19 protein-coding genes are annotated in these 18882 nt (G+C 69.2%); 9 read left to right on the top strand and 10 right to left on the bottom strand.

Annotation, left to right across the window (positions count from 1 at the left end; all coding sequences use genetic code 11):
* Positions 1–55 precede the first annotated feature (55 nt).
* The gene (locus tag ABD378_RS41225; RefSeq protein WP_344530102.1) at positions 56–829 is read right to left on the bottom strand and encodes a GntR family transcriptional regulator; all 774 of its coding nucleotides are present in this window, start codon (positions 827–829) and stop codon (positions 56–58) included.
* Between the two features lie 286 nt (positions 830–1115).
* On the opposite strand from ABD378_RS41225, the gene ABD378_RS41220 reads away from it, so the two are divergent.
* From ABD378_RS41220 to ABD378_RS41205, 4 genes are all read left to right on the top strand, one after another.
* On the top strand, positions 1116–2390 hold the full coding sequence (locus ABD378_RS41220) for an extracellular solute-binding protein (RefSeq protein ID WP_344530101.1): 1275 nt from the start codon (positions 1116–1118) through the stop codon (positions 2388–2390).
* Positions 2391–2497: 107 nt separating this feature from the next.
* On the top strand, positions 2498–3478 hold the full coding sequence (locus ABD378_RS41215) for a carbohydrate ABC transporter permease (protein ID WP_344530099.1): 981 nt from the start codon (positions 2498–2500) through the stop codon (positions 3476–3478).
* Positions 3479–3510: 32 nt separating this feature from the next.
* On the top strand, positions 3511–4317 hold the full coding sequence (locus ABD378_RS41210; RefSeq protein WP_344530137.1) for a carbohydrate ABC transporter permease: 807 nt from the start codon (positions 3511–3513) through the stop codon (positions 4315–4317).
* Positions 4318–4325: 8 nt separating this feature from the next.
* Positions 4326–5819, top strand: coding sequence for a glycoside hydrolase family 3 protein (locus ABD378_RS41205; protein WP_344530097.1), 1494 nt, complete (start codon positions 4326–4328; stop codon positions 5817–5819).
* 132 nt (positions 5820–5951) lie between these two features.
* Here ABD378_RS41205 and nagB read toward each other — a convergent pair whose 3' ends face one another.
* Complete coding sequence (gene nagB / locus ABD378_RS41200; protein ID WP_344530135.1) at positions 5952–6737, bottom strand: glucosamine-6-phosphate deaminase; 786 nt, start codon at positions 6735–6737, stop codon at positions 5952–5954.
* A gap of 213 nt (positions 6738–6950) precedes the next feature.
* Here nagB and ABD378_RS41195 point away from each other — a divergent pair, with 213 nt between their 5' ends.
* Complete coding sequence (locus tag ABD378_RS41195) at positions 6951–8021, top strand: SIS domain-containing protein (RefSeq protein WP_344530094.1); 1071 nt, start codon at positions 6951–6953, stop codon at positions 8019–8021.
* 15 nt (positions 8022–8036) lie between these two features.
* On the opposite strand, the gene ABD378_RS41190 is transcribed toward ABD378_RS41195, so the two are convergent.
* Positions 8037–8783, bottom strand: a complete 747-nt coding sequence (locus ABD378_RS41190) for an SDR family oxidoreductase (RefSeq protein WP_344530092.1) — start codon at positions 8781–8783, stop codon at positions 8037–8039.
* A gap of 93 nt (positions 8784–8876) precedes the next feature.
* Between ABD378_RS41190 and ABD378_RS41185 the strand changes: the two genes are divergently transcribed.
* A complete protein-coding gene (locus ABD378_RS41185) occupies positions 8877–9473 on the top strand; it encodes a TetR/AcrR family transcriptional regulator (protein ID WP_344530090.1) in 597 nt (198 codons plus the stop codon).
* A gap of 327 nt (positions 9474–9800) precedes the next feature.
* The gene (locus tag ABD378_RS41180; protein WP_344530133.1) at positions 9801–11267 is read left to right on the top strand and encodes a sensor histidine kinase; all 1467 of its coding nucleotides are present in this window, start codon (positions 9801–9803) and stop codon (positions 11265–11267) included.
* 201 nt (positions 11268–11468) lie between these two features.
* Here the strand turns inward: ABD378_RS41180 and ABD378_RS41175 are convergent, their stop codons facing one another.
* Both ABD378_RS41175 and ABD378_RS41170 read right to left on the bottom strand, forming a co-directional pair.
* Entirely contained in the window at positions 11469–11726 is a 258-nt protein-coding gene (locus ABD378_RS41175; protein ID WP_016639615.1) for a WhiB family transcriptional regulator, read from the bottom strand.
* 318 nt (positions 11727–12044) lie between these two features.
* Entirely contained in the window at positions 12045–13013 is a 969-nt protein-coding gene (locus tag ABD378_RS41170; protein WP_344530088.1) for a diacylglycerol/lipid kinase family protein, read from the bottom strand.
* Between the two features lie 92 nt (positions 13014–13105).
* On the opposite strand from ABD378_RS41170, the gene ABD378_RS41165 reads away from it, so the two are divergent.
* Entirely contained in the window at positions 13106–13558 is a 453-nt protein-coding gene (locus ABD378_RS41165) for a hypothetical protein (RefSeq protein ID WP_344530086.1), read from the top strand.
* Between the two features lie 57 nt (positions 13559–13615).
* Here the strand turns inward: ABD378_RS41165 and ABD378_RS41160 are convergent, their stop codons facing one another.
* From ABD378_RS41160 to ABD378_RS41150, 3 genes are all read right to left on the bottom strand, one after another.
* Positions 13616–14689: an RNA polymerase sigma factor SigF gene (locus ABD378_RS41160; RefSeq protein WP_344530084.1), complete on the bottom strand. Its 1074-nt coding sequence runs from the start codon at positions 14687–14689 to the stop codon at positions 13616–13618.
* Positions 14686–15099 carry an ATP-binding protein gene (locus tag ABD378_RS41155; protein ID WP_135332116.1) on the bottom strand — a complete coding sequence of 138 codons (414 nt, stop codon included), beginning with the start codon at positions 15097–15099 and terminating at the stop codon, positions 14686–14688. Before ABD378_RS41155 ends, ABD378_RS41160 begins: the two co-directional genes overlap by 4 nt.
* 247 nt (positions 15100–15346) lie before the next feature.
* Positions 15347–15607: a UBP-type zinc finger domain-containing protein gene (locus ABD378_RS41150; protein ID WP_344530082.1), complete on the bottom strand. Its 261-nt coding sequence runs from the start codon at positions 15605–15607 to the stop codon at positions 15347–15349.
* A gap of 46 nt (positions 15608–15653) precedes the next feature.
* Between ABD378_RS41150 and ABD378_RS41145 the strand changes: the two genes are divergently transcribed.
* On the top strand, positions 15654–17252 hold the full coding sequence (locus tag ABD378_RS41145) for a Na+/H+ antiporter (protein ID WP_344530080.1): 1599 nt from the start codon (positions 15654–15656) through the stop codon (positions 17250–17252).
* Here the strand turns inward: ABD378_RS41145 and ABD378_RS41140 are convergent.
* Both ABD378_RS41140 and ABD378_RS41135 read right to left on the bottom strand, forming a co-directional pair.
* Positions 17231–18169, bottom strand: coding sequence for a 1-aminocyclopropane-1-carboxylate deaminase/D-cysteine desulfhydrase (locus ABD378_RS41140; RefSeq protein ID WP_344530078.1), 939 nt, complete (start codon positions 18167–18169; stop codon positions 17231–17233). The genes ABD378_RS41145 and ABD378_RS41140 overlap by 22 nt on opposite strands.
* Before the next feature lie 112 nt (positions 18170–18281).
* Positions 18282–18872 (bottom strand): N-acetylmuramoyl-L-alanine amidase, encoded by a 591-nt coding sequence (locus tag ABD378_RS41135; protein WP_344530076.1) that lies wholly within the window; start codon positions 18870–18872, stop codon positions 18282–18284.
* Positions 18873–18882 lie beyond the last annotated feature (10 nt).

The raw sequence follows: 18882 nt of genomic DNA, 5'->3' as shown, positions 1-18882 counted from the left end.
ATGACGGGAGGAACCTAGGGCAGCACGGAGATCCGCGCCAGACCCCGGAAGAGGGTCAGTCCGTGGGGCGTTTGAGGCGTGCCACGAATTTGTAGCGGTCGCCGCGGTAGACCGAACGCACCCATTCCACCGGCTGGCCGCCGCCGTCCAGGGAGTGCCGCGACAGGAGCAGCATCGGCAGGCCCACGTCCGTGCCGAGCAGGCCCGCCTCGCGCGGGGTGGCGAGGGAGGTCTCGATGGTCTCCTCGGCCTCCGCGAGATGGACGTCGTACACCTCGGCGAGTGCCGTGTAGAGCGAGGTGTACTTCACCAGGGAGCGGCGCAGGGCCGGGAAGCGCTTGGCCGAGAGGTGCGTCGTCTCGATGGCCATGGCCTCGCCGTTGGCGAGCCGCAGCCGCTCGATCCTGAGCACCCGGCCGCCCGTGCTGATGTCGAGCAGTCCGGCGAGGGTGTCGTCGGCGGTGATGTAGCCGATGTCCAGGAGCTGCGATGTGGGTTCGAGGCCCTGGGCCCGCATGTCCTCGGTGTACGAGGTGAGTTGGAGCGCCTGGGAGACCTTGGGCTTGGCCACGAAGGTGCCCTTGCCCTGGATGCGCTCAAGGCGGCCCTCGACGACCAGCTCCTGCAGGGCCTGGCGCACCGTCGTGCGCGAGGTGTCGAACTCGGCGGCCAGCGTGCGCTCGGGGGGCACCGGGGTGCCGGGCGGCAGGGTCTCCGTCATGTCGAGCAAGTGCCGCTTCAGGCGGTAGTACTTGGGCACGCGCGCGGTGCGGCCGACGCTCGGGGCCCCGTCCACGTCGGTTCCTGTACTACCCGCGTCTGTGCCCATGCTCTGCCTTCCCGGCTCCTGTGCTGCTGCCGTCACCGGCTCCTCCGTCTGTCGCGGCTCACATCGTGGCACGTACCGGGCTGAGGGGACTGTGCCCGCTCAGGTGTCGGTCCGATAACGGACCTGACAGCCCTTCTTATACACCCTTGACACCCCTAAAGGTCTAGGCCAAGCTCCCCGTACTGGTCTACACCATTAAAGACCAGGTTCCAGTCCCACGGGCAGATCTCGGTCCTATTGGTCGCTGCGGGTGGGGGGTTGACTGGCATCCCTTGAGGAGGGTGACGTGAAGCGCAAGCTCATAGCGGCCATCGGTGTCGCAGGCATGTTGGTCTCGATCGCGGCCTGTGGCAGCGACGACAGCGACGACAAGAACGCCGGGGCGGACGGCTTCAAGGGGGAGACCCTGACGCTCTGGGCGATGGACGGCTCCACGCCCGACGGCTGGTCCAAGGACGTGAAGGCCGCCTTCGAGAAGAAGACCGGCGCCAAGCTGAAGGTCGAAGTCCAGCAGTGGAACGGCATCCAGCAGAAGCTGACCACCGCCCTCTCCGAGGAGAACCCGCCGGACGTCTTCGAGATCGGCAACACCCAGACCGCCGCGTACGCCAAGACCGGCGGCCTCGCCGACCTCAGCGACCTCAAGGAAGGGCTCGGCGCCGACTGGACCGAGTCGATCAACAAGTCCTCGGTCGTGGACGGCAAGCAGTACGCCGCCCCGTGGTTCGTCCTGAACCGCGTCGTGATCTACAACAAGAAGGTCTGGGCCGACGCCGGCATCAAGGAGACCCCCAAGACCCGCGCCGAGTTCCTCAAGGACCTCAAGCAGATCGGCTCCAAGACCGAGGCCGAGCCGATCTACCTGCCGGGCCAGAACTGGTACCACTTCGTCGGCCTGACCATCGGTGAGGGCGCCGAGCTGGTCAAGAAGGACGGCGACAAGTACGTCTCCAACCTGACCGACCCCAAGGTCGCCAAGGCCATGAAGACGTACAAGGAGTTCGCGGACCTCTCCAAGGCCCCCAAGAACAAGGACGAGGCCACCCCGCAGCAGGCCGAGGTCTTCGCCAAGGGCAAGACCGGCGCGTTCGTGGGCATGAGCTGGGAGGCCGCGACCGCGATCAAGGCGAACCCGAAGATCGAGAAGGACATCGGTTACTTCACGATCCCCGGCGCCACCGCCGACAAGCCCGAGGGCGTCTTCCTCGGCGGTTCGAACCTCGCCGTCGCCGCGACCAGCGAGAAGCAGGAGCTCGCCAAGGAGTTCCTGAAGATCGCGCTGAACGACAAGCACGAGGGTGCGCTCGCCAAGGAAGGCGGCGTCATTCCCAACAAGCAGGCCCTGGAGGCCCAGCTCAAGGGCAACCCGGCCGCTGAGGCCATGGCCCCCGCGACCGCGGGCGGCGGCACGACGCCGCTGATCCCGGAGTGGGCCGCCGTGGAGAACCCGCCGAACCCGATCAAGAACTACATGACCGCCGTGCTCAACGGTAAGTCGAACGCCGACGCCGCCAAGCAGGTCGAGGGCGAGTTCAACAAGCGCCTGTCGCAGAAGCAGTAAGGACGCGCTCCTGCCGGGGACTTCGGGCCCGGGGTGTCACCAACCCCCGGGCCCGCTGCCCCGGCACAGCGCTGCGTTCCGCGATGCCCACGAAAGAGATGGCGAGCATGACCGTGCAGACCGAACGGCCGCCCACCGGCCCGACGGACGTCGTGAAAACGGACGGACGGCCGGGAGATCCCGGCAAGCCCCGCGAGCGTGCCCGGTCGCTCGCGCCCTACCTGCTACTGCTTCCCGCGATCGCGGCCACGCTCGTGTTCCTCGGCTGGCCCCTGGTCACCAACGGAATGCTGTCGTTCCAGAACCTCAACATGAGGCAGTTCATCCTGCACCTCACGGAGTGGAACGGGATCGACAACTTCAAGGAGGTCCTCTCCGGCGAGGACTTCTGGCGGGTCACCGGCCGCTCGATCGCGTTCACCGCGGTCAACGTCGTACTGATCATGCTGCTCGGCACCCTGGTGGGCCTGCTGCTCGCGCGGCTCGGCAAGCGGATGCGGACGCTGCTCCTGGTCGGACTCGTGCTCGCCTGGGCCATGCCGATCATCGCGTCGACGACCGTCTACCAGTGGCTGTTCGCGACGCGCTTCGGTGTCGTCAACTGGGTCCTGGACAAGGCCGGCTGGCACTCGATGGCCGAGTACGACTGGATGGGCAGCCAGTACTCCACGTTCTTCGTGGTCATCGTCCTGATCGTCTGGCAGTCGATCCCCTTCGTGGCGATCAACCTGTACGCCGCGACGACGACGATCCCCAAGGAGCTCTACGAAGCCGCGTCACTGGACGGCGCGGGCGCGTGGAAGCGGTTCACCAACGTCACGCTGCCGTACATGAGGCCCTTCCTCTACGCGACGACGTTCCTCGAGATCATCTGGGTCTTCAAGGCGTTCGCACAGGTCTTCGCGCTCAACGAGGGCGGCCCCGACCGGCTCACCGAGATCCTGCCCGTCTACGCCTACATCGAGGGCATGGGCAACCAGCACTTCGGCATGGGTGCGGCGATCGCGCTGCTCACCATCGTCATCCTGCTGGTCCTGACCTCCTTCTACCTGCGGATCGTGCTCAAGCAAGGGGAGGACGAGCTGTGACGCGCACTGCTACGTCTCGGCGGCTCCGCCGCATCTGGCCCAACGCCGTGGCCGTCGTGCTCTTCATCGGCTTCGTCTTCCCGGTCTACTGGATGTTCGCCACGGCCTTCAAGCCGACCGGCGACATCATCAGCGAGGACCCGGTGTGGTTCCCGACCGACGCGACGTTCGAGCACTTCAAGACGGCCGTGGAGGCCGAACACTTCTGGACGATGGTGGGCAACTCCCTCACCGTCACGGTGCTCGCCGTGGTCTTCTCGCTGATCATCGGCCTCGCGTCGGCGTTCGCACTCGCCCGGATGCGCTTCAAGGGCCGCAAGGGCTTCATCATCGGCTTCATGCTGGCCCAGATGGCGCCCTGGGAAGTCATGGTCATCGCGATCTACATCATCGTGCGTGACGCCGACATGCTGAACAGCCTGGTTCCGCTCACCCTCTTCTACATGGTGATGATCCTGCCCTTCACGCTCCTGACGCTGCGCGGCTTCGTCGCCGCGGTGCCGCGTGAGCTCGAGGAGTCGGCGATGGTCGACGGCTGTTCACGGATGCAGGCGTTCCGTCGGGTGATCCTGCCGCTCCTCGCGCCGGGCCTGATGTCGACCTCGCTCTTCGGCTTCATCACCGCCTGGAACGAATTCCCGCTGGTGCTTGTCCTCAACAAGGAGGCGGAGGCCAAGACGCTGCCGGTGTGGCTCTCCGGCTTCCAGACCGCCTTCGGCGACGACTGGGGTGCCACCATGGCCGCCGCCTCGCTCTTCGCCGTCCCGATCCTCGTCCTCTTCGTCTTCCTGCAGCGCAGGGCCGTCAGCGGTCTGACCGACGGTGCCGTGAAGGGATAACACGCCACATGACGACACTCACCCGCCCCACCGACACGCTGACCCGCGACGCCCTGACCGTCCTGCAGCCCGGCTTCGTCGGGACAAGCGCGCCGGACTGGCTGCTCCGCAGGATCGGCGAAGGCCTCGCATCGGTCGGCCTGTTCGGCCGCAACATCGCCTCGCCCGAACAACTGGCCGCGCTGACGGCCCAGTTGCGCGCCGAGCGCGGCGACGTCCTGGTCGCCATCGACGAGGAGGGCGGTGACGTGACCCGCCTGGAGGTCCGCTCCGGCTCCTCCTTCCCCGGCAACCACGCGCTCGGCGCGGTCGACGACACGGCGCTGACCCGTGACGTGGCCGCGGAGCTCGGCCGCCGGCTCGCCGCGTGCGGCGTCAACCTCAACTGGGCGCCGTCCGCCGACGTCAACTCCAACCCGGACAATCCCGTCATCGGCGTACGTTCCTTCGGCGCGGATCCGCTTCTGGTGGCCCGGCACACCGCCGCGTACGTCGAGGGGCTGCAGTCCGCGGGCGTCGCCGCCTGCACCAAGCACTTCCCGGGGCACGGCGACACCGCGGTCGACTCGCACCACGACGTGCCGCGCATCGGGGTGGACCCCGAGGTGCTCCGCGCCCGCGACCTGGCGCCGTTCCGTGCTGCGATCGCCGCGGGCTCACGCGCGGTGATGAGCGCGCACATCCTGGTCCCGTCCCTGGACGCGGAGTACCCGGCGACGCTCTCGCGCCGCATCCTGACGGGGATCCTGCGCGAGGAACTGAACTACGACGGCCTGATCGTCACGGACGGCATGGAGATGCAGGCCATCTCCGCCACCTACGGCATCGAGCGCGGCAGCGTCCTCGCCATCGCCGCGGGCGCCGACGCGATCTGCGTGGGCGGCGGCCTCGCGGACGACGACACGGTGCTGCGCCTTCGCGACGCGCTGGTCGGGGCAGTCCGCACGGGCGAGCTCTCCGAGGAGCGCCTCGCCGACGCGGCAGCCCGCGTCCGTGCGCTGGCCCACTGGACTTCGGTGCCGGGCGCGGCCGAGCGTTCGGGGGGCGCGCCCGGCACCGAGATCGGCCTGGTGGCGGCCCGCCGCGCCCTGACGGTCACCCGGGGCGAGTCCTACGCCGCCCCGCTCACCGAAGCTCCGTACGTCGCCGCCTTTACCCCGATGGCCAACATCGCGGTGGGCGACGAGACCCCGTGGGGCGTGGCCGCGGAGCTGGAACGCCTGCTGCCCGGCACCCAGACGGGCAGCTTCACCGGCGCGGACGCGGGTGCGCTCGCGCTGGCCGAGGCGGGGGAGCGGCGGATCGTGGCCGTCGTCCGCGACGCCCACCGCCACGCGTGGATGGCGGAGTCCCTGAACACCCTGCTGACCGCCCGCCCCGACACGATCGTGGTCGAGATGGGCGTACCCCAGTCAGCCCCGACGGGCGCCCTCCACATCGCCACACACGGCGCGGCAAGGGTCTGCGGCCTGGCGGCGGCAGAGGTCATCACAGGGGGCTAGGGCAGGCGCCCCGTAAGGGGCGCGGGGAACTGCGCGCTCAGCCCCAACGCACCAGCAGGTGGCTGCAAACGGAAGGTGCCGGGCGCCCCCAGCAGGGGGGCACCCGGCACCTTCGAGTAACGCCAGGTCTGCTTAAAGCCCCTGCCAGGCAGGCTTCGCCGCGTACGTAGCCCGGAAGTACTCCCCAAGCTTCAACTTGGAGGCAGCGGCCTCGTCCACCACAACCGTGGCATGCCGGTGCAACTGCAGAGCCGAAGCCGGAACCACCGCGGCGACAGGCCCCTCCACCGTCGCGGCCACCGCATCCGCCTTGCCCTCACCCGTGGCAAGCAGCACCAGATGCCGGGCCTCGAGGATCGTCCCGATCCCCTGAGTGATCACGTGGTGCGGCACCTGCTCGATGTCCCCGTCGAAGAACCGCGCGTTGTCCACCCGCGTCTGCTCCGTCAGCGTCTTGATCCGCGTACGCGAGGCGAGCGAGGAGCACGGTTCGTTGAACCCGATGTGCCCGTCCGTACCGATCCCGAGCAACTGGAGATCGACACCCCCGGCATCCGCGAGCGCCTGGTCGTACGCCTCGCACGCCGCCTGCACATCCTGCGCGCTGCCGTCGGGCCCCATGAAGGACTTCTCGCTGAGCCCCAGCGGCTCGACGACCTCACGCAGCACCACGGAGCGGTAGGACTCGGGGTGCCCGGCGGGCAGCCCCACGTACTCGTCGAGCTGGCAGATCCGCGCCCGCGAGGCATCCACGGCACCGGAGCCGACCTTGGCGGCAAGGGCTTCGTAGATGGGCAGCGGGGTGGATCCGGTGGCGACACCGAGCAGGGCGTCAGGCTTACGGCGCACCAAGGCGGCCATGGCCTCCGCGATGAGCTCGCCGCCTGCCTTGGCGTCCGGGACGATGACAACTTCCACGCTGGGCCTGCCGATCTGGAGAGGGCTCACGGGTCTGGAGAGAGGACCCACGGGGGATATGTGGTATAGACCAATCTAGCAGAGCTGGCCCGCCGGGACCCTAGCTTCCCGGGCTTCAACTTCCCGCGTTCCCTGCCCGCGTTCCATGCTCGGCTCTCCGGCCCGCCCCCGCCCGTCGAGCAGGCCATGCCCCGAACGGGGAAAGTGGGAAGCATGACCGCCACGTCAACGGCCCCGCAGAGCGAGCAGCCGGGCCGGATCATGTCCCGAGAGATGTCCGAACAGCCCGACGTCCTGCGCCGCCTCCTCGGCACCGGCGCCCCGAAGATCCGCGAGACCGCCCAGCTGGTCGCCGCCAAGAAGCCCCGCTTCGTCCTCCTCACCGCACGCGGCACCTCGGACAACGCCGCCCTCTACGCCAAGTACCTCCTCGAAGTCCGTCTGGGTGTGCCCTGCGGCCTGACCTCCATGTCCACCTTCACGGCCTACGGAGCCAAGCCCGACCTGCGGGACGTCCTCGCCGTCACCGTCAGTCAGTCCGGGGGCTCGCCCGACCTGGTGGCCTCGACCCGCGCGGCCCGCGAGGCCGGCGCGATCACCCTGGCCGTGACCAACAACCCCGACTCCGCCCTGGCCGCCGTCTCCGAGCACCACATCGACATCCAGGCGGGCGCGGAGAAGGCGCTCCCCGCCACGAAGACCTATACGGCGTCCCTCCTCGCCCTCTATCTCTTCGTCGAGGGACTGCGCGGAGGAGACGGCGCCCCCGCCGCCGCGCTGCCCGAACTCGCCGCTCAACTCCTCGACCGCCGGCCCGAGGTCAAGACCCTCGCCGCCCGCTACCGCTTCGCCGAACGCATGGTGATCACCTCGCGCGGCTACGGCTACCCGACCGCGAAGGAAGCGGCCCTGAAGCTGATGGAGACGAGCTACATCCCCGCACTCGCCTACTCCGGGGCCGACCTGCTGCACGGCCCGCTCGCCATGGTCGACAACATCTCGCCCGTCATCGCGGTCGTCACCGACGGCAGAGGGGGAGAGGCGCTGCGGCCCGTCCTCGACCGCCTGCGCGGACGCGGCGCCGACCTCGTGGTCGTCGGTCCGAAGGCCCAGGTCCAGCAGGCCTCGGCCGGATTCGTCCTGCCGACCGACGGCGTGCCGGAAGAGCTTCAGCCGATCCTGGAGATCATCCCCCTCCAGCTGCTCGCCTACGAGGTCACCATCGCCCGCGGCCAGGACCCGGACGCGCCGCGCGCCCTGGCGAAGGTGACGGAGACCCGCTGACGGGGGCGCGGGACCTCACACCCCGAGCACCGAGCCTCCCGTCGCGTCGATGTACTGGCCGGTGATCCACCGGGCGTCGTCCGAGGCGACGAAGGCGACGATGTCCGCCACGTCCGCAGGCTGGCCTATGCGGTCGAAGGCCGAGTAACCGGCCATCTCGGCGCGCTGCTTCTCGGGAATCCCGTCCATCATCTCCGTCTCGATGATACCCGGTGCCACCGCGTTGACCGTGATCCCGCGCGGGCCCAGGTCCTGCGCCAGGGTGTGCGTCAGGACGTTCAGGGCTCCCTTCGTCATCGAGTACCCGATCGTTATCGGGAAGGCGATGCGGGTGACGCCCGACGAGATGTTGATGATCCGGCCGCCGTCACGCAGCCGGGCCAGGCCCTTCTGGATGATGAAGAACGGAGCCTTCACATTGACGGCGAACACCCGGTCGTAGTCCGCCTCCTGGACCTCTCCCACCTGGCTGTAGAGCCCGATCCCCGCGTTGTTCACCAGGATGTCCAGGCCGTCGGCGTGCCGGTCGAACTCGGTCCAGAAGGCTTCGGCGTCGCCCGGCACGCCCAACTCCGTGCCGAAGGCGAAGGCGGATCCCCCCGCGGCCTCGATCGCCGCGACCGTCTCCTTCGCCGCCGTCTCATTGCTGCCGTAATGCACGGCGACCCGTGCGCCGTCCCGCCCGAGCCGCTCGGCGATGCCCCGCCCGATGCCGCGGCTGCCGCCCGTGACCAGTGCCGTCTTCCCCGCAAGCGCGCCCATGAGAGCCGCCCCCTGTTTCTCTAGTGGTCGTTACAGAAAGAACCGTAGCGGACTCCCGGTCGTTTTTCTAGCGGCCGCTATACAATTCACTCCATGGCGACGAAACAGCGCGGACGCCCCCGCTCCTTCGACCGCGAGACCGCGCTGGAGCAGGCTCTGCGCACCTTCTGGGAGCAGGGGTACGAGGCGACCTCGGTCACGGACCTCACCCGGGCGATGGGCATCGGCGCCCCCAGCATGTACGCGGCCTTCGGTGACAAGCAGTCACTGTTCGAGGAGGTCGTGGTGCTGTACGGGCAGACGCACGGCTCCTTCGGCGAGCGCGCCTTCGCGGAGGAGCCGACCGTCCGCGCCGGAGTCGCGCGCATGCTGCACGAGGCGGCCGACAAGTACACGGAAGCCGGGCACCCCCACGGCTGCCTCGTCATCTACGCCGCGACGAACTGCGCGACGCCGGAGGTCGAAGCCGGCCTGCGCGACCGGCGCAACGCCAACGTCAGCTCCATCGAGACCCGCATAAGGGCCGCCGTGGCCACGGGCGAGCTCCCCCCGGACACCGACGCCCCCGCCCTGGCCCGCTACACCGGAGCCGTGCTCCAGGGCATGTCCCAGCAGTCCCGCGACGGAGCGACCCGGCAGGAGCTGGAAGTGATCGCGGAGCTGGCCATGCGGGTCTGGCCCGATGTATAAGTCCGCTGGGCGGCAAGTGAGAGAAAGAGACAACAACAAACATTCGCCGACGCGTAGACACAGGAGAATGGTCTAGTCCACAATGCGTTGGTAAAGCATCCGCTCTTCCCGCACAGGAGGGCGGACCGAGGAACCGGCACTCTCTGCCCTGACCGTGTCGGATCCTCCGATCGGCCGTCCGGTACCGCACATTCCGGTGGTCGGTGTTCCTGAAGGGCTGCGGTGCCGTGGGTGGGTTGAGGGTCCCGCCCTGGCGCCGCGGCTCGTCGGGAATCTCCCGGAGCGGACCCGCCGGACGTGCCAGGTACGCTCGCACACGTGCCCTCCATGAACGACCTCGTACGCCAGCACACCGCTCTCGGTGACTCCGATCTCGAGTGGCTGCATCTGCTGGTCTCGGAGTGGCAGCTGCTCTCCGACCTCTCCTTCGCCGACCTCGTGCTGTGGGTCCCCACCCGCGACGGCACCCGCTATGTCTCCGTCGCGCAGATGCGGCCCAACACCGGCCCCACCTCCTACCAGGACGACATGGTCGGCCACCTCGTCCCGCGCGGCCGCCGCCCGCTGCTCGACGCCGCCCTGGACGAGGGCCGCATCGTGCGCGAGGGCGACCCCGAGTGGCGCGAAGAGGTCCCGGTGCGGGTCGAGTCCATTCCCGTACGCAGGGAAGGGCGTGTCCTCGGCGTCATCGCGCGCAACACGAACCTGCTCACGGTGCGCACCCCCTCACGCCTGGAGCTGACCTACCTCCAGTCGGCGTCCGACCTCGCCCAGATGATCGCCGCCGGATCCTTCCCGTTCCCCGGCCAGCAGGTCGACATGGACGCGTCCCCGCGCGTGGGCGACGGTCTGCTCCGTCTCGACGCGGACGGCATCGTCCAGTACGCGTCGCCGAACGCGCTCTCCGCGTACCACCGCCTCGGTCTGGCCGCCGACCTGGTCGGTCACCACCTCGGCACCGCGACCGCCGAACTCGCCCCGTCCCGCGGCCCGGTGGACGAGGCGCTCGCCAAGCTCGCCAGCGGCTGGGCGCCCCGCGAGTTCGAGATCGAGGGCGGTGACGGCGTGATCCAGCTCCGCGCGATCCCGCTCAAGCCCAAGGGCCCGCGCATCGGCTCGCTCGTACTCCTTCGCGACGTCACCGAACTGCGCCGTCGCGAGCGGGAGTTGATCACCAAGGACGCGACCATCCGGGAGATCCACCACCGGGTGAAGAACAACCTCCAGACGGTTGCCGCGCTCCTTCGCCTGCAGGCGCGCCGCATCGACTCCGCCACCGGCCGCGAGGCGCTCGAAGAGGCCGTACGCCGCGTGGGCTCCATCGCCATCGTGCACGAGACGCTCTCCCAGAACCTGGACGAGCGCGTGGAGTTCGACGAGATCGCCGACCGCGTACTCGCGATGGTGGCGGAGATCTCGCCGGGCAAGGTCACGGGCCGGCGCACCGGACGCTTCGGCATCCTGGACGCCGAGGTGGCGACCCCGCTGTCGATGGTTCTCACGGAGGTGCTGCAGAACGCCCTGGAGCACGGCTTCCAGGAAGGCGACACCGGAACGGTCGAGGTCTCCGCCGTACGCGGCGGCACCACCAAGGACGCCCGTCTGCTCATCACGGTCCAGGACGACGGCGTAGGCCTGCCCGACGGCTTCGATCCGCACCGCTCGGGCAACCTCGGCCTGCAGATCGTCCGCACCCTGGTCGAGGGCGAGATGGGCGGCACCTTCGACATGGTGCGGGCCCCGGAGCGTGGCACGCAGGTCGTCCTCGACATCCCGGTGCGCGGCGACAAGTAGCGCCGGGGGGAGGGGAGATCACGGCAGATCACCCGCCCGGCACCGCACATGCAAAGCAGTGAGCCCCGGACCGAAGTGGTCCGGGGCTCACTGCTCACGTTGCGTTGCGCATCGGGGGTACTGCGCGGCTGCGGCTCGGGGGCGGGAGATGCGTACTCGCTGTACGCGCCGCCGGGCTCAGGCTCGTAGGGGGCGTGAGCGTCAGGCGCTTGCCTGGCGTGCACGGTTGCGAGCGGCGCGGCGCTTCATTGCGCGGCGCTCGTCCTCGCTGAGGCCACCCCAGACGCCGGAGTCCTGGCCGGACTCGAGCGCCCACTGCAGGCACTGCTCCATGACGGGGCAGCGGCGGCAGACGGCCTTGGCTTCCTCGATCTGCAGCAGCGCAGGACCGGTGTTGCCGATGGGGAAGAAGAGCTCGGGGTCTTCCTCGCGGCAAACGGCGTTGTGACGCCAGTCCATGGCTGCTACCTCTCCTTGGTATTACATGCAGGTTGCTTGTGAATGTGAACGCTTTCACGAATCCCTCGACAGCGGAAGGGACGTTCGTCACATACGCGACGATGTCCTATGCGTTGAGGAGGGGGTTCTGGCTATCTGTGGGGCCGATGTTGCGGGCCGTCCCGATCGCCATGTAGAGATTCGCAAACCTCGGCGGCGGATACAACCCCTTCCGGCAAGTTTTTTTTGATTCCTCGGTGTCGGCTGAGTCACAGCCGTACTTCCATGGGGTGGACCCTGGCCTAAACGTTCGAGTGAAAGGACTTTGGGCCCTTCTACTCACACAATCACACGCAGTGCACGGCGTACGCCTGTGAACGTCACGCTCGTGCGCAGCCCCAGGTGGTCACCGTCCATCTGAAGGGGGAGCGGCACCTTCGAATGCAAGGTGAAGTCGGTGAGGTCATGGAGCGTAACCGCGTGCTTGCCGTGCGGTCCCCGATCGGGCGTCGACGTCAGGAGCTGTGTCCCGTACCGGGCGACCGCGGTGGTGGAGAGCTTCTTCAGACCGAGCACGTCGAGGCCCGTGTCGAAGGAGGCCTGCGGGGACGCGTACATCGGGCGATTGCCCAGGTAGGTGTAGGGAGAGGTGTTGCAGACTATGGAGAGCACGAGGTCGGTCACCGGGTCCTCGCCGGCCCGTTCCAGCGTGATCATTCCGTGCCTGCGGTGCGGCTCGTCGAGGAACTGACGGAACACCTGGCGCAAATACAGCGCATGGGTGGACCGCTTCCCGCGCTCCCTCTGCTGTTCGACTCGTCCCACCACTCCGGCGTCGAAACCGAATCCCGCGGCGAACGTGAACCAGTGCCCCGGAACGGCTTCGTCCTCCGTGCCGGGAGTTCCCGACAGGTGGCCCAGGCTCACTGTGCGTTCGCTTCCCTCACGCAGGGCGTCGAGCAGCGCGCCGGTCGCCTCCACGGCGTCGTTGGGCAGACCGAGGGCGCGCGCGAAGACATTGGTGGAGCCGCCGGGTACGACGGCGAGGCGGGGGAGGCGGTCCGGGGCGGGGCCGTTGTGCAGCAGGCCGTTGACGACCTCGTTGACCGTGCCGTCCCCGCCGAGGGCGACGACCAGCTCGATGTCCTTGCTCTCCGCGGCCTGTCTGCCGAGGTCCCGGGCGTGGCCGCGGTACTCCGTGGTGACCGCCTCGAGTTTCATCTCGCTCGCCAGCGCGTGGATCAGTACGTCACGCGTGCGCGCGCTGGTGGTGGTTGCCGCTGGGTTGACCACAAGGAGTGCACGCATGCGAAGCAGAGTACCTAGCGGTCTTTACCTGGCCTAGACCGAGGGTGCGCACCGGGGACCGGAGCGCGGACACGCACAGCTACCCTGCAAGGGTGAGTACTGAGCGGAACCCCACCCCCGAAGCCCCGGAATCAGGCCCGCGTCCCGGACGCCTGACGGCCGCGGCGGCGCTCGCCGCGCTGGAGGGCGCCGCACTCATCGCCGCCGGTGTCTACATGCTCGTGATGGGCCTCGCGGGTGACCCCGACAGCCCGGAACAGGCCACGACGGGCGGCGTCACGCTGATCGTCCTCGCGCTGCTGCCCCTGCTCGCCGCCCGCGGCCTGCTGCGCCGCCGCAGCTGGAGCCGGGGGCCCGCCATCATCACGCAGATCATGGCGCTTCCGGTGGCCTGGCAGCTGCTGCAGGCGGACAGCATGGCCATCCCGGGCGGCATCGCGCTCGCCGCCGTCGCGGTGACCGCGCTCGTCCTGCTGGTCAATCCCGCCACGACCGAGGCCCTCGGCATCAAGGGCCCGGGGAACGTACAGGACGACGTGAAGTAGCCGTCCCGCACGAGACGTCCCGAAGGAGCAGACCCGGAGGGGCGGTCTGCTCCTTCGTCACTCCTCGACGAGGAGCTTCTCGCGCAGCTGCGCGAGTGTGCGGGCGAGAAGCCGGGAGACGTGCATCTGGGAGATGCCGACTTCCTGTGCGATCTGCGACTGCGTCATGTTGCCGAAGAACCGCAGCAGCAGGATGCGCTTCTCGCGCGGTGGAAGGTCTTCCAGGAGCGGTTTGAGGGACTCCCTGTACTCGACGCCCTCCAGGGCCTCGTCCTCCGCGCCCAGGGTGTCCGCGACCGCAGGGGACTCGTCGTCCGTGTCCGGGACGTCCAGGGACAGCGTCGAGTACGCGTTGGCCGACTCCAGGCCCTCCAGGACCTCCTCTTCGGAGATGGCCAGCTTCTGGGCGAGTTCGTGCACCGTGGGGGAGCGGCCGTGCTGCTGGGACAGCTCGGCGGTCGCCGTGGTCAGGGCGAGCCTGAGCTCCTGGAGGCGCCGCGGCACCCGGACCGCCCAGCCCTTGTCGCGGAAGTGGCGCTTGATCTCGCCGACGACCGTGGGCGTCGCGTACGTGGAGAACTCCACGCCGCGCTCCGGGTCGAAGCGGTCCACGGACTTGATCAGGCCGATGGTGGCGACCTGCGTCAGGTCGTCGAGGGGCTCGCCGCGGTTGCGGAAGCGGCGGGCCAAATGCTCGACGAGCGGCAGGTGCATGCGGACCAGCTTGTTGCGCAGCTCCGCGTACTCAGGGCTGCCGTCCTTCAGCGTGCGCAGCTCGATGAACATCGCGCGTGCACCACTGCGGTCCTGCGGATCGTGCCGGGTGTGCTGCTGCTCACCGTGTTCGCTCATGTATCCCGCCCGTTGCGCGCCGCCGCGGGCGGAGGGCTTTGCGCGCTCCTCCTGGGCGGTCGGCTCTGCCTGCTCCGACGCATCAGCCACAGTCGACGGACCCGGCTGCTCCGGGTCCTGAGGGTGCGGCCTGGCCTGCTGCTCGGGGATGCCCGTGAGCGCCGGCTCCACCGGAGCCTCGCGCCCCCGCGTCGGCCTTATCGGCGTACCTCCCCGCCCGCCGGACAGACCTCGTGTGCCGCGCTCTTCGTCCCGCACCGGCCCCTCCCCGTCCCTCACGCCGGCCCGGGTCCCGCGCCGCGCTTCTTGTAGAGACTGATCGAGACGGTGTTGTCCTCGGCCACGGAGGAGTCGACCTGACCCGCGAGGGCGGACAGCACAGTCCAGGCGAAGGTGTCCCGCTCCGGGGCCCGGCCGTCGGTGGTCGGCGCCGAGACGGTCACCTCCAGGGAGTCGTCGACGAGCCGGAAGACGCAGCTGAGCACCGAACCGGGCACGGCCTGCTGGAGCAGGATCGCGCAGGCCTCGTCGACCGCGATGCGGAGGTCCTCGATCTCGTCGAGAGTGAAGTCCAAACGCGCCGCGAGGCCGGCCGTGGCCGTACGCAGCACCGACAGGTAGGCACCCGCAGCCGGAAGGCGGACCTCGACGAAGTCCTGATTCCCGGGCTCGCCTGCGATCTGGGACACCCTCACCTCCAAGGTGGTACAAGCACTTTCGGGGCTCCAGGTCCGCCGTCCAGCGGCGGTCCGGACTGCGTCACACGGGTAACGCACCACGTAGTTCTGCGGTGACGCTACCGCGCTCCCCAGTTCCGTGTCCCGGGGACCCCGCTCCGTTGCTGTCACTCATAGTAAGCCTAAGGGTACGGAGAGTGGCTAGGGGTCTCGCGGTCCCAATTGGAGAGTACGGGCGTCGGGTTGACGTACCCAGGCCTCAGACGATCGAACCGTCCACGAAGCACCAACGCCAGCTCTCGCCCGGTTCGAAGGTCCTCATCACCGCGTGCCCGGTGTCCTTGAAGTGTGCCGTCGCGTGCCGGAAGGGCGAGGAGTCGCAGCACCCCACATGACCGCAGTCCAGACAGAGGCGCAGTTGCACCGGGTGACTGCCGACCGCCAGGCACTCGAGGCAGGTCTCGCTCAGTGGCGCGGGCTCAGGGTGCGGCAGCGCTGCGACATGCGGGCACTCGTTCATGATTGCCAGGTTACGACGGGAACGCGTATCGCGGAGGGCCTGACCGATGGACGTACTGCCCCTGGTGGCACTGATCGCGGCGAGTGCCGCGGTGGCCGGAGCCGCGCGCTGGACGCCGGTGCCCGCGCCGCTGCTGCTCGTCGCGGTGGGTCTCGTCGCCGCGTATGTGCCCGGAGTTCCGGACTACCACCTGGACCCGCACATCGTGCTGCCGCTGATCCTGCCGCCCCTGCTGCACACCGCGGCCCTGGAGAGTTCGTACCTCGATCTGCGCGCCAACATCAGACCCGTGGCGCTCCTCTCGGTCGGGTACACGCTGTTCGCGACCCTCGCCGTCGGCTATCTCGCGTATCTGCTGATCCCCGATCTGCCACTGACCGCCGCGCTGGTCCTCGGCGCGGTGATCGCGCCGCCGGACGCGGTGGCGGCCACGGCCATCGCGCGGAAGGTGGGGCTGCCGTCGCGGATCACCACGATCCTGCAGGGCGAGTCGCTGGTGAACGACGCGACCGCGATCACCGCCTACAAGGTCGCCCTCGCGGCGGCGATCGGCGAGGGCGCGAGCTGGGCGGGCGGGATCAGGGAGTTCCTGGTGGCCGCGGTCGGCGGGGTCGGTGTCGGTCTTGTCCTCATGGTGCCGATCCACTGGCTGCGCCGGCACATGAAGGAGGCGATGCTGCAGAACACCCTCTCCTTGCTGATCCCCTTCGTCGCGTACGCGGCCGCCGAGCAGGTCGGCGCCTCCGGAGTGCTCGCCGTGGTCGTCGTCGCCCTGTTCCTCGGGCACCGCTCCTGGGAGGTCGACTTCGAGACGCGGCTCCAGGAGGCCGCCGTGTGGAAGGTGGTCGCGTTCATCCTGGAGTCGGCTGTCTTCGCGCTCATCGGCCTGCAACTGCCGCTCGTGATCGAGGGGCTCGGCGAGTACAGCGGCGTACAGGCGGCCTGGTACGCCCTGGGGGTCTTCTTCCTCGTCGTGCTCGTGCGCTTCGTGTGGTCGTACCCGGCGACCTATCTGCCGCGGATCCTGTCGACGCGCATCAAGGAGCGGGAGTCCGACATGGACTGGCGGCGGCCGCTGATCGTCAGCTGGGCCGGGATGCGCGGCGTGGTGTCGCTGGCCATCGCCTTCTCGATCCCGCTCGTCATGGACGACGGGGAGCCGTTTCCCGCACGGAACCTCGTCCTGTTCCTGACCTTCACCACGGTGATCGGCACGTTGGTCGTGCAGGGCCTCTCACTGCCGTGGCTGATCCGGGTCCTGAAGCTGCCGGGGCGTGACACGCAGGCGGAGACGCTCGCGGAGGCGCAGGCACAGAACGCCGCCTCGCAGGCCGCGGAGCGGCGGGTGGACGAACTGATGCAGGACGAGCGCAACTGCCTCCCACAGCCCCTCCAGGACCGTCTGCGCACCGTCCTCGAACGACGGCGCAACTCCGTGTGGGAGCGGCTGGGGCAGCCCAACCCCGTGACGGGGGAGTCAGCGGACGAGACCTACCGCAGGCTCGCCCGGGAGGCGATCGCCGCGGAGCGGGAGGTGTTCGTGAGGATGCGGGACGAGCGGCGCATCGACGACGAGATGATGCGGACGCTGCTGCGGAAGCTGGACCTGGAGGAGGCGGCGGCCTACCGGGAGGTCGAGGACTGAGCCGTGGGGGTCGCAGGATCCGTTGCGGTGATCACCGCCGTGACCATGGTGCCCGGGGGAAACGCGCCCTCTTCGGAGAGGGCCGTCAGTGCGTAGAGGAGCTTGGCGACGTAGACGCGCTCCACGGGGAGACCGTGCCGGTCCTCGAAGTCGTCCGCGAACGCGGTGAGTTCAGGAGGCGTGCGGGCGTAGCCGCCGAAGTGGAAGCGCTCGTCCAGGTGCCAGTTGGCGGTGGGGGCGCCGAAGGTCCGCTGCTGCAGGGCCCGTATCTCGGGGCCGAGGAAGCCGCCTTTGAGCACCGGTATGCCGAGCGCGTGCTGGTCCGGGGCGAGGCCGGCGGCCATCCCGGCCAGGGTGCCGCCGGTGCCGCAGGCCACGGCCGCCGTGTGGGTGTGGCCGCGAAGTTCCTCGCCCAGGGCCGTGCAGCCTTGTACGGCCAGGGAGTTGCTGCCCCCTTCGGGGATGACGTAGGGGTCCTTGGCGCCTGTCGCGCGCAGGAGGGCGGCCAGGACCTCCGGTTCGGTCTTCCTGCGGTACGTCGACCGGTCGATGAAGTGCAGGCGCATTCCGTCGGCCGCGCATTGCGTCAGTGACGGGTTCAGGGGGCGCTCGGCGAGTTCGTCGCCGCGGACGATGCCGATGGTGTCCATGCCGAGGAGGCGGCCCGCCGCGGCGGTCGCCCTGAGGTGGTTGGAGTAGGCGCCGCCGAAGGTCAGCAGGGCCTCGTGGCCCGCTGCGACGGCGGCGTCCAGGTTGAGGGAGAGCTTGCGGTACTTGTTGCCCGGGAGGTCCGGGTGGATCAGGTCGTCCCGCTTGAGGGTGAGGGTGACGCCGTGCCGCGCGAACCGGTCGTCCTGGAGCGCTTGGAGCGGCGACGGGAGCCGGGGGCGCGGGCCGGCCGGCGGGGTGGTGCTCACCCCGCCATTCTGCCCGGTGCCGTGCCGGCGGGCACGGCCACGGCCACGGTCTGCTTGCTCGCGGTACTCGCAGTGCTGGCGGTACTCGCGGTACTCGCGTGCTCGAGGAGGTCTACTTGAGGCGTTCCTCGATGCGCTCCCGCATGGTCTTCATGGTGAAGCCCTTGGGATCGATCTTGCCCGGCTGCCACTCGAGGTGGCCGATCACCGAGCGGTGGGTCCAGCCGTGGTGGCGGCAGATGGCCGCCGAGACCCTCTCGATGGCGTCCAGCTGCGCGTCCGGCCACGGGTCCTCGCCGTTGCCGCGGTTCTCGCACTCGAAGCCGTAGAAGTGGCGGTTTCCGTCGGTGTTGGCCTCGTTGTCCGCGGGGAGCGCCTTCTCGGCGATGACCGCGCGCAGGACGTCGTCGTCGCCGAGCCCCGCGTGGTTGGCGCGGCCGTACCCGACGAGGTGGACGTGGCCGTCCTTGGTGATGACACCGTGGCACAGCGGGCCGGGCAGCGAGGCGTACCCGTCACGGCAGATCTCCACGGTGCGCTGACTGCCCGACGTGGCCGTGTGGTGGATCATCACGCCGTGCACGGGCCCCCACGGCCCCTTGTGGTTGCGGTTGTGGTGACGCCAGTCGCCGACTTCGACGACGGTCACACCTTCGTCCTTGAGCGCGTCGAGGAACCTGCTCGCGGACATGGGTGGGGCCATGGCCGACTCC

The sequence above is a fragment of the Streptomyces rectiviolaceus genome, assembly GCF_039533825.1.
GTDB classification, from domain to species: Bacteria; Actinomycetota; Actinomycetes; order Streptomycetales; family Streptomycetaceae; genus Streptomyces; species Streptomyces rectiviolaceus.
This window is presented reverse-complemented; position numbering and strand designations above follow the sequence as displayed.